The following is a 9,837-nucleotide window of genomic DNA, read 5'->3' as shown; positions in this document are numbered from 1 at the left end:
AGGGAGGACCGTGTGGTGATCAACCCGGATCCGCAAATGGTACTGGAAAAAAACGACGAGCTAATCCTGATCGGCTCGGAGGACGCCGAAAAACGCTTCAACGAGAATTATGCGGTCACCTGAGGAAGCTTGAAGGTGTTTGAGGCTTGGAAATGCCCTTACTACACTGGGGCTCAGGGGGGCTCCATGCGGAGGGGGTGGTTGTTTTCAACCATGAAGGCCCCTCTTGCCGAAGTGGTCGATTTTTACCATTCGATATCCCGCCTGACCTCCCACACATCAACTTGGCGAAAAACCGCAATCGCTGCATCATAGGCCTGGCTGCGTCATGGATTGAATCCAGTAAATCATGAATACATCCGAGAATTGATAAGACCCATCTTTGCCCCTGACCAGGATTCCTTTCTTCACCAGGGATTCCAGAGACGCCTTTATGGAAGAAGACGGCCCGATCCCGTAAGTGAGTTGAAAATCCTTTGAAAATGGTTTTGCATCCGGCTCTTTGCTCAGCGCCATAAGCAGGTTTTTCTGCTGGGGCGATGCCGAGTGCCAAAGCAGTTCGAAATGGGGGGAGTCCTGTCGCGCGATGGCGAAGGGAAGCTCCTCAACGAGGACGGGGGTGACCTTTTTGTGCTCCCGGGTCTTCTCCCAAAGGATGTGGCATAATCTTTGGACGTTGAGCGGCACTTGCTTACCCTTGTCCAGGATCTTTTCCAGATCGTCCCTGTTGACCTCGTAAGAGCCTTTTCGAAACCATTTTTCAACGAAAAGGATATACGCCTCCCGCTGGATCGGACCGAGTTCCATGATCCTCCCAAGTCTGTAGAAAGCCCTCTTTCGATCACGGACCATCGAGAGCATGACCGATTCCTCCGAGCCGGAGAAGATGTAACCGATGGTCGCCTGTTGCTGGATTTCAGCGCGCAAGGCCTTTTCCACCGACGGGCCGTTGTACTTTTCCAGATCCGAGAACTCATCGATGATCACGGCCAGTTTTCTTTTTGCCTTCCGCGCCAGCGCTTCGGCATGGCGCATCCCCTCCTGCAGCGCGGGGAGCGCCTCTTTCTCACCAGCGACCACCTCGAGGCTCCCCGATAGGGAGCCGTCGGCGCCCACTGAGACTTTGGGCCGCATCATTTGAAGCCCCGCAAAAATCTTGAGCAGCTTGTCTTTGTTGGACTCCAGGGATCGACAGGTCGTCTGGGCAAAGGCTGCGGCAAAGCTTCGGAGGTCGGGATAGGCGTTGAGATCGAGGTAAGCCGTTGCCATACCCTCCTTCTCAAGGCGGTCCAGAAGGTTTGCCAGCAAACAGGTTTTTCCATACCTGCGGGGAGAAACCAGAAAGACCCGGTTGAGGTTTTTCATTTCCCCGGCGAGTTCAGACAGCTCATTTTGTCGGTCTGCGAAGTAGGGTCCCCGCACTACCCCGCCATATTTGAAAGGATTTTCCATAATACGGTTTTACCGGTTCGTTAATACCGAATCGGCATCAGCGTACAAAGTTTAATTTTCCCGGTCAATAAAAAAGGCCGGCAAAGATGCATTCGCTAAATCTCCATGGCGAATTCCCGTCGGCAGCAGATTACGGGGGTTCTTTTAATTCTGAATGTATTCAGAGGCCGGCCCCAACCAAATCCGGCAAGGGCGCAACGCTTCAACGAGAATTAAGCGGTCACCTGAAACAACCTGAAGTCGCTTGGGTCTTGGAAAGACCTTTTCTTATAGTGGGGCGCCGGAAGCTCCATGCGAAGGGGATGGGCCTTAACGGACGGGGCGGTATCAACAGAAACGGCCACCGCTGCGGGTGGCCGTCGCCAAAGGCTTGATTTGGTCGGGGCGAGAGGATTTGAACCTCCGACTTCCTGCTCCCAAAGCAGGCGCGCTGCCAGACTGCGCCACGCCCCGCAATGCCGGCGATTCTTTAACACGCTTTGGGTGCCGCTGCAAGCTTGACAGTTCCGTAAAAAGGCCAATTTCTGCGTTGCGCTGCATCTCGAAGTCGCTGCGCCGTATCCTAAGTACACCCCACTCCTCGAGATTTGCGCGCCGTAAATTGAACTTTTTTCACCACCATCTACTTGCCGGTTCATCAGACTTAAGGCTCTCCGGGAGCTGTATTTTCCAGAAAGTCCGCAACGCCCGCGGCGATGGCCTGGGCCAGAGCGTTAACGGCTTCGGGGTCGCCCAGCTGCCGGGCATCGAAGGGGTTGGTGAGGTAGCCGACTTCAACCAGCACCGCCGGCAGGTCGGCACCAGCCAAAACCGCCAGGGGCGCGCCGACCACCGACGCCTCGGCCATCTCGCTCAGCGAGTTCAGGAGCGCTTTGGCCAGGGCGCGGCTGGAGGCCAGGTGCCGCTCCTGAAGATGCTCCCAGTGGGGCCGCTCCTCCTGAGCCAATGGCGCCCTGGCCGGCGGCTCTTCGTCGGCCCCGCCCCCCTTATGGAAATAGATGGTGGCCCCGCGGGGACCATGCAGAAAACTGCCACCGGCGTGCAGGCTGACGAAAGCTGCGGCCTCCATGCGGTTGGCAAGCGCTGGGCGCAGGTCCAGACCGACCTGCTGGTCGTGGCTGCGGGTCAACGCCACCCGATACTTCGGCGCCAGGGCTTTTTGCAACGCCAAGGCCAGGGTCAGCATGCAGTCCTTCTCCAAAAGACCCTGGCCGCCGTGAACACCGACATCGCTTCCGCCATGCCCGGGGTCGACCACCACGACCGGCGGACCCACCGCGGCCGGGCACTGGCCGGGGACGCCGAGAACCAGCAGCAGTGCGCCGCAGAGGACCAGCGCCGAAATGCGCCCCCAATTCGCCCCAACATATTGACACGACAAGGTCTTTCTCAATTTTCCTTGACACCCCAAATCTTTGATACTATTTTTGCCGAATGTACCAATGGCGTGATATTTGATTTTTTAAGGTTTTTGAACCAGTTGCAGCATATCAGAGACGAAGCCGCCTGACAACGCCGGACGCAGTCCCGGCGCTTGCGGAACTTTTTTGATAGCTTCGGCAAATAACCGGAGGGCCGCTGCTTCGTCTTGAAACCGCTGGGGGGCACGCCGGAACCCTTGCGGTGCCTGAATCGTGTGCGCCGACCACAAGCCCCGCGGATGCGATCGCCGCATTCGGGTTCTGGGCGTCGCGACCCTCAGCCCGCAGCATTTTGCGAGAGTGGCGGAATTGGTAGACGCACTGGACTTAGGATCCAGCTCTGGCGACAGAGTGGGAGTTCAAGTCTCCCCTCTCGCACCACCTGCGACAGATATGAATTTTGACAGTTCCGTAAAAAACCCAATTTCCGCGTTGCGCTGCATCTCGAAGTCGCTGCGGCGTACATTAGTACGCCTCACTCCTCGAGATTTGCGCGCCTTGAACTTGGCTTTTTTACGAAACTGTCTGATTTTTCACTTTTTACCGGTCCATAAATTTTGGGCGCCTGGAGGCCGAACGGCCGCAGGCAACTGGTTGATAAGGAAGTTTCCGCCCTGGTAACGGCCGTTTCAAGCCGCTGCAACCCCACCCCGCGGCGGGTGCCGGCTCCCCGCCGAATTCCGGCGGCTGCGCTCCGCGCCGGTGCTGCCAGTTCGCGCCCCATGCTCCCGGGTATCTCATACCGGCCCCTAATTTCACCGGATGGACGTTTAGAAAGGATTGGCATGCAATTCACTGTTGAAGACTTGAGCTCGGTTAAAAAGGTCCTGCACATCGAAGTCCCCGAGGCGGAGATCACCTCCGAATTTGACAAAGCCTACAACGATCTCAAGAAGACGGCCAAGATCAAGGGTTTTCGGCCGGGCAAAGCCCCCCGGCGGGTTTTGCAGCGGATTTATCAGAAAGAGGTCCACGCCGACGTCGCCTCGCGCGTGATTCAGTCCTCGTTTGCCGAAGCGCTGAAGCAGTCCGAACTCAAGGTGATCGGCGAGCCCCGGATCGATCCGCCCAAAATCCAGGAGAACAGCCCGTACCAATACCAGGCGACCATCGAGATCACCCCGGAGATCGCGGACATCGATTTCAAGGGCATCGCCCTGAAAAAGACGGTCTACCCGGTTACCGACGAGGAAATGGAAGCCCAGATCAAGATGATCCAGAAAAACATGGCCCGCATGGAGCCTGTCGGCGAAGCGCGGCCCTGCCGGGACGGGGACCATGTGATCGTCGACTATGAAGGCTTCAAGGACGGTCAGCCGTATGATGAGGTCCAGAAAACCGAGAATTTCACCCTCAAGCTCGGCGACGGCCATATCCTCAAAGCCTTCGATGACGGCATCATCGGCATGCAACCCGGCGAGACGCGGCGCTTTGAAGTGCCGTTTCCCGAAGGATACTTCAACCCGGCTCTGGCCGGTCAGACGGTGGAATTCGCGGTGACGCTCAAGGAGATCCGCCAGGAGGTGCTGCCCGAGATCGACGATGCGTTCGCAAAGCGCCTGGGTCCCTTTGAAAACATGGAGGCCGTCAAGGCGGAGATTCGGAAAAATCTCGAAAACGGCTACGCCAAAAGGAGCGAGCAGGAGCTCAATGAACAGATTTTCCAGGCCCTGATCGCCAAGGCGCCCTTCGAGGTGCCCGACACCCTGGTGGACTATGAACTGGAGGGGATTCTGGACGAGGCCGAAAAAGCCTTCACCTATCACAACATGTCGCTGGAAGAGATGGGCCAGACCCGGGCCAAACTGGCTGAAAAATACCGCGACACCGCCGAAAAACAGGTGAAACGCTACCTGCTGCTCAACAAAATCATCGGCCAGGAGAACCTCAGCCTTGCCGATGAAGAGCTGCAAGCCGGCCTGGCCGAGATGGCCCAGGCCTCCAACAAGCCCATCGAGGAAATCAAGAAATACTACCAGGAGAACCCCGAGCGCCTCAACTTCTTCAGACACGCGCTACTTGAAAAAAGCGCCATTAAGCTTATTATCGATAACAGCACCATCGAGGAAGTCACCCCGGAGCGGGAAAACCCGGTGGCCGCCGCCCAGGGTGAGTGACGGGGCCATCGGTTGAAAGTTGAAACGCTACCGTACCATTACAAGGAGGCTATTTTGCCCTTAATCCCCATGGTCATCGAACAGAGCAGCCGCGGCGAGCGCGCCTACGACATCTACTCCCGCCTGCTGAAGGATCGCATCATCTTTCTGGGCTCGGCGATCAACGATGAAGTCGCCAATCTCCTGATCGCCCAGCTCCTTTTTCTGGAGTCCGAAGACCCCGAAAAGGATATCAACTTCTACATCAACTCCCCCGGCGGGATCGTCACGGCCGGTTTGGCCATTTACGACACCATGCAGTACATCAAACCGGACATCGCCACGGTCTGCACCGGCCAGGCGGCCAGCATGGGCGCCGTCCTGCTGGCCGCCGGCAAGCACGGCAAGCGCTACTCGCTGCCCAACTCAAGGATCCTGATCCATCAGCCGATGGGAGGCTTTCAGGGGCAGGCATCGGATATCGAGATCCAGGCCAACGAGATCCTGCGGATGAAAGAGACCCTCAACCAGATCCTGGCCAACCACACCGGAAAAAACATCAAGCAGATCAAAAAAGACACCGACCGCGACTACTTTATGAACGGTGCCGAAGCCAAGGCCTACGGGCTCATTGACCATGTCATCGTCAACCGCGACGATCTTGATCAGTTAGAAAAGACGGAGGCATAAGATGGCCAAAAAGGGTGGCACGGACGACAATCTCTTCTGCTCTTTCTGCGGCAAAAGCCAGAAGGAGGTCCGGAAGCTGATCGCAGGTCCGGCCGTTTACATATGCGACGAATGCATCCAGCTCTGCAGCGAGATCATCGAGGAGGAATCCGAAAAGGAGGTGGGCTCCGGGCTGCAGAACCTGCTGACGCCAAAGGAGATCAAGGCCAAGCTGGATGAATACGTGATCGAGCAGGACCGCGCCAAGAAGTACATGTCCGTGGCGGTGCACAACCACTACAAGCGGCTGGAATCCTCGGTCGCCACCGGCGATGTGGAGATCCAGAAGAGCAACATTCTCCTGATCGGCCCCACCGGCTCCGGTAAGACGCTGCTGGCGCAGACCTTGGCCCGTTTTCTCAACGTCCCCTTCACCATCGCCGACGCCACCAGCCTGACCGAGGCCGGCTATGTGGGCGAGGACGTGGAGAACATCATCCTGGCGCTGCTGCAGAATGCGGACTACGATGTCGAGAAGGCCAAACGGGGGATCGTCTACATCGACGAGATCGACAAGATCGCGCGCAAGTCCGAAAACCCCTCGATCACCCGCGACGTTTCCGGCGAAGGGGTGCAGCAAGCCCTGCTGAAGATCATCGAAGGCACCACCGCCAGCGTCCCGCCCAAGGGCGGCCGCAAGCACCCCCAGCAGGATTTCGTCAAGGTGGACACCTCCAACATCCTGTTCATCTGCGGGGGCACCTTCAACGGGCTGGAGCAGATCGTCATGCGCCGCCTGGGCTCCAAGGTGATGGGCTTCGGCGCCAAGATCAAAAAGCCCGAGGAAAAGAGCACCGGCGAGATCCTCAAAATGGTGCAGCCAGAGGACCTGATCAAGTATGGCTTGATCCCTGAATTCCTCGGCCGCCTGCCGGTGATCGCGACGTTGAGCGAACTGAGCGAGTCCTCGCTGATCCGCATCCTGACCGAACCACGCAACGCCCTGATCAAACAGTTCCAGAAGCTGTTCGAGATCGAGGGGGTCAACCTGCGCTTCACCGACGCGGCCCTCAAGGCCATCGCCGGCGAGGCCGTTAAACGCAAATCCGGGGCACGCGGCCTGCGGGCGATCATCGAGAGCTGCATGCTGGACATCATGTACGACATCCCGTCGACTGAAAACGTCAAGGAATGTGTCGTCGGCGAAGAGGTGGTGCTCAACCACGAACCTCCCATCCTGCTCTACGAGCAAAACCAGAAAAAGGCCTGACCAGGGGCCGGCTGAGCCGGCCCCGTTGTTACGGTAAGCCGCGCCCCGCCCTGCCCTTCACATCCCGGACGTCAACACTTTAAGACCTGAAAAAGAGACCCATGATTAACCTGCCGAAATTCTTCAAAGCAGAGGACGGCGACCCGCCGGCCAGACTCCAGCTGCCGTTGATCCCCCTTCGGGACATGGTGGTTTTTCCCCATATGGTGGCCCCGCTTTTCGTGGGCCGCAACCGGTCGGTGAATGCCCTTTCCGACGCCATGAACAGCGAGAAAACCGTTTTTCTGGTCACTCAGAAAAACCCCGGCGTCGACAACCCGACGGAAAAGGACATGAGCCGGATCGGCACGATCGGCACCGTCCTGCAGCTGCTGAAGCTCCCCGACGGCACCGTCAAGGCCCTGGTGGAGGGCAAGGCCCGGGCCCGGATTACGCGGTTTCTGCCCAACGAGGCGTTTTTCAAGGTGGAGACCGAACCGATCTTCGATAGGCAGATCAACGAGGCCGAGGCCTTGGCCCTGACACGCGCCATCATCGAGAGCCTGGAGGAATACGCCCAGAAGAACAAGAACTTCTCCAAGGACCTGGTGCGCAACGCCGCCACCATCTCCGACCCCGGCCAACTGGCCGACACGGTGGCAGCCCACTTCTCCTTCAAACTGGAGGACAAGCAGCTGCTGCTGGAGACCGAATCGCTGACCGAGCGCCTGGCGCTGCTCCTGCGCCTGATCAAGATGGAGGTCGAGGTCTTCGTGATGGAGCAGCGGATCAAAGGCCGAGTCAAGGACCAGATGGAGAAGACCCAGCGCAACTACTATCTCAACGAGCAGATGCGGGCCATCAAGAAGGAAATGGGCTCCGAGGATGAGGCCGCCGACGAGCTCGAGGAGCTTGAAAAGCGCATCCGGCGCAAGCGCCTGTCCAAGGAAGCCGCCGGCAAGGTCAAACACGAATTCGAAAAGCTCAAGCTGATGACCCCCATGTCGGCCGAAGCCACCGTCGTGCGCAACTACATCGAGTGGATCATTAGCCTGCCATGGTTCGACAAGAGCCGGGTGCGCAACGACATCGAAGAGGCCGAGAAGATTCTGGATGAAGACCACTACGGCCTGGAAAAACCCAAGGAGCGCATCCTGGAGTACCTCGCGGTGCAGTCCCTGGTGAAGAAAATCCGCGGCCCGATCCTCTGCCTGGTGGGCCCCCCGGGGGTCGGCAAAACCTCGCTGGCCAGATCCGTGGCGCGGGCCACCGGACGCAAGTTCGTGCGGCTCTCCCTGGGCGGCGTGCGCGACGAGGCCGAGATCCGCGGCCACCGGCGGACCTACATCGGGGCCATGCCCGGCAAAATCATCCAGTCGCTCAAGAAAATCGGCGCCAACAACCCCGTTTTTTGCCTGGATGAAGTCGACAAGATGAGCATGGATTTCCGCGGCGACCCCTCCGCGGCCCTGCTGGAGGTCCTGGACCCCGAGCAGAACTACAGCTTCAACGACCACTACCTGGACCTGGACTACGACCTCTCGGAGATCCTCTTCATCACCACGGCCAACACCCTGCCGGACATCCCCCTGCCCCTCCAGGACCGGATGGAGATCATTCAGTTGCCCGGCTACACCGAGCATGAGAAATACAATATCGCCCAGGATTTTCTGATCCCCAAGCAGATCCGGATGAACGGGCTGGAAGGCTATGACGTTCAGTTTTCCAAAAACACGATCTACGAGATCATTCAAAAGTTCACCCGCGAGGCCGGGGTCCGCAATCTGGAGCGTGAAATTGCCGCGATCTGCCGCAAAATCGCCCGGGAAGCGCTCAAAAACGGCCAGGAAAAAACCTACCGGGTGTCCCAGAGCGCCGTTCAGAAGTATCTTGGCCCGCCCCGCTTCCGCCACGGACAGATCGAGGCGCGCGACCAGATCGGGATCGTCACCGGCCTTGCCTGGACCCATGCGGGCGGCGACCTGCTGTGCGTGGAGACCCTGGTGATGCCCGGCAAAGGAGACCTGATCATCACGGGCAAGCTGGGCGAGGTGATGCAGGAGTCCGCCCAGGCTGCGGTCAGCTACGTCCGTTCTCGAGCCGAGCGGCTGGGCCTGGACCCCCGCTTCCACCGCAAAACCGACTTGCACATCCACGTCCCCGAAGGGGCGATCCCCAAGGACGGCCCCTCGGCGGGCATCTCCATGTGCACCTCGATCGTCTCGGCCCTCACCCGCCGGCCGGTGCACCGCGACATAGCCTTGACCGGGGAGATCACCCTGCGCGGGAGGGTGCTGCCCATCGGCGGTCTGAAGGAAAAAATCCTGGCGGCCCACCGGGCCGGCATCCGCAAGGTGCTCATCCCGGCGGACAACGAAAAGGACCTGAAGGACATCCCGGCCAGCATCGCCAAACAGCTGGAAATCGTGCCGGTGGAACACATGGACGAGGTCCTGACCCATGCCCTGGTGCTGGCGGACGGCGACACCCTCTTCCAGGGCAGCGACATCTATTTCGACGTCAGCGCGGACAAACAGCCGGATTCCCGAACTGCCATCAATTGATCGGGTTTTTTTACACGCGGCGCTCTTTTGGCCTTGACTTTATCCGGGCGAGTCGGTATTAGTTCAGCCCTCTTTCGAGGAAACTAATCGCCAGGCAGCGCTGATTTGCGGGCGGGTAGCTCAGTTGGGAGAGCATCGGCCTTACAAGCCGAGGGTCACAGGTTCAAGCCCTGTTCCGCCTACCACTTTTTCGGACGGCTTGATCAGCATACGGGGGCGTAGTTCAGTTGGTTAGAACGCCGGCCTGTCACGCCGGAGGTCGCGAGTTCGAGTCTCGTCGCTCCCGCCAACAACAAAAACGGCGAAAACCAAGAAGCCCGCCCCTAATCAGGGACAGGCTTTCCAAAATGGCGGGGACGACGAGACTCGAACTCGCGACCTCCGGC

General features: G+C 58.8%; 6 protein-coding genes and 4 tRNA genes. 7 read left to right on the top strand and 3 right to left on the bottom strand.

From position 1 onward, the window contains the following. Positions 1–309: 309 nt before the first annotated feature. From LJE63_10895 to LJE63_10885, 3 genes are all read right to left on the bottom strand, one after another. On the bottom strand, positions 310–1,452 hold the full coding sequence (locus LJE63_10895; GenBank protein MCG6907112.1) for a hypothetical protein: 1,143 nt from the start codon (positions 1,450–1,452) through the stop codon (positions 310–312). Positions 1,453–1,828: 376 nt separating this feature from the next. Further along, positions 1,829–1,905: transfer RNA gene (locus LJE63_10890), tRNA-Pro, on the bottom strand. Positions 1,906–2,095: 190 nt separating this feature from the next. Further along, entirely contained in the window at positions 2,096–2,833 is a 738-nt protein-coding gene (locus LJE63_10885; GenBank protein MCG6907111.1) for an N-acetylmuramoyl-L-alanine amidase, read from the bottom strand. A 334-nt stretch (positions 2,834–3,167) separates the two neighbouring features. On the opposite strand from LJE63_10885, the gene LJE63_10880 reads away from it, so the two are divergent. The 7 genes from LJE63_10880 to LJE63_10850 all read left to right on the top strand — a co-directional run bounded on the left by LJE63_10880 (position 3,168) and on the right by LJE63_10850 (position 9,740). Beyond that, positions 3,168–3,254: transfer RNA gene (locus LJE63_10880), tRNA-Leu, on the top strand. Positions 3,255–3,658: 404 nt separating this feature from the next. Further along, positions 3,659–4,990 carry a trigger factor gene (tig, locus tag LJE63_10875; GenBank protein ID MCG6907110.1) on the top strand — a complete coding sequence of 444 codons (1,332 nt, stop codon included), beginning with the start codon at positions 3,659–3,661 and terminating at the stop codon, positions 4,988–4,990. Between the two features lie 69 nt (positions 4,991–5,059). Continuing rightward, complete coding sequence (gene clpP, locus LJE63_10870) at positions 5,060–5,659, top strand: ATP-dependent Clp endopeptidase proteolytic subunit ClpP (protein MCG6907109.1); 600 nt, start codon at positions 5,060–5,062, stop codon at positions 5,657–5,659. A 1-nt stretch (position 5,660) separates the two neighbouring features. Next, on the top strand, positions 5,661–6,908 hold the full coding sequence (gene clpX / locus LJE63_10865) for an ATP-dependent Clp protease ATP-binding subunit ClpX (GenBank protein ID MCG6907108.1): 1,248 nt from the start codon (positions 5,661–5,663) through the stop codon (positions 6,906–6,908). A 101-nt stretch (positions 6,909–7,009) separates the two neighbouring features. Beyond that, positions 7,010–9,451 (top strand): endopeptidase La, encoded by a 2,442-nt coding sequence (gene lon, locus LJE63_10860; GenBank protein ID MCG6907107.1) that lies wholly within the window; start codon positions 7,010–7,012, stop codon positions 9,449–9,451. 109 nt (positions 9,452–9,560) lie between these two features. Next, a tRNA-Val gene (locus LJE63_10855) sits at positions 9,561–9,636 on the top strand. A gap of 27 nt (positions 9,637–9,663) precedes the next feature. Then, positions 9,664–9,740 (top strand) — tRNA-Asp (locus tag LJE63_10850). The last annotated feature ends 97 nt before the right edge of the window (positions 9,741–9,837 follow it).

The organism is Desulfobacteraceae bacterium, from assembly GCA_022340425.1.
In the GTDB taxonomy this organism is placed as follows: Bacteria; Desulfobacterota; Desulfobacteria; order Desulfobacterales; family JAABRJ01; genus JAABRJ01.
The sequence above is the reverse complement of the archived record's forward strand: the minus strand, read 5'-3'. Positions and strand labels throughout refer to the sequence as shown.

What these genes read in the sequence shown, in the direction of transcription:
- lon (MCG6907107.1), top strand. Translation starts at nt 7,010, where the DNA reads ATGATTAACCTGCCGAAATTCTTCAAAGCAGAGGACGGCGACCCGCCG.
- tig (MCG6907110.1), top strand. Translation starts at nt 3,659, where the DNA reads ATGCAATTCACTGTTGAAGACTTGAGCTCGGTTAAAAAGGTCCTGCAC.
- clpP (MCG6907109.1), top strand. Translation starts at nt 5,060, where the DNA reads ATGGTCATCGAACAGAGCAGCCGCGGCGAGCGCGCCTACGACATCTAC.
- clpX (MCG6907108.1), top strand. Translation starts at nt 5,661, where the DNA reads ATGGCCAAAAAGGGTGGCACGGACGACAATCTCTTCTGCTCTTTCTGC.
- LJE63_10895 (MCG6907112.1), bottom strand. Translation starts at nt 1,452, where the DNA reads ATGGAAAATCCTTTCAAATATGGCGGGGTAGTGCGGGGACCCTACTTC.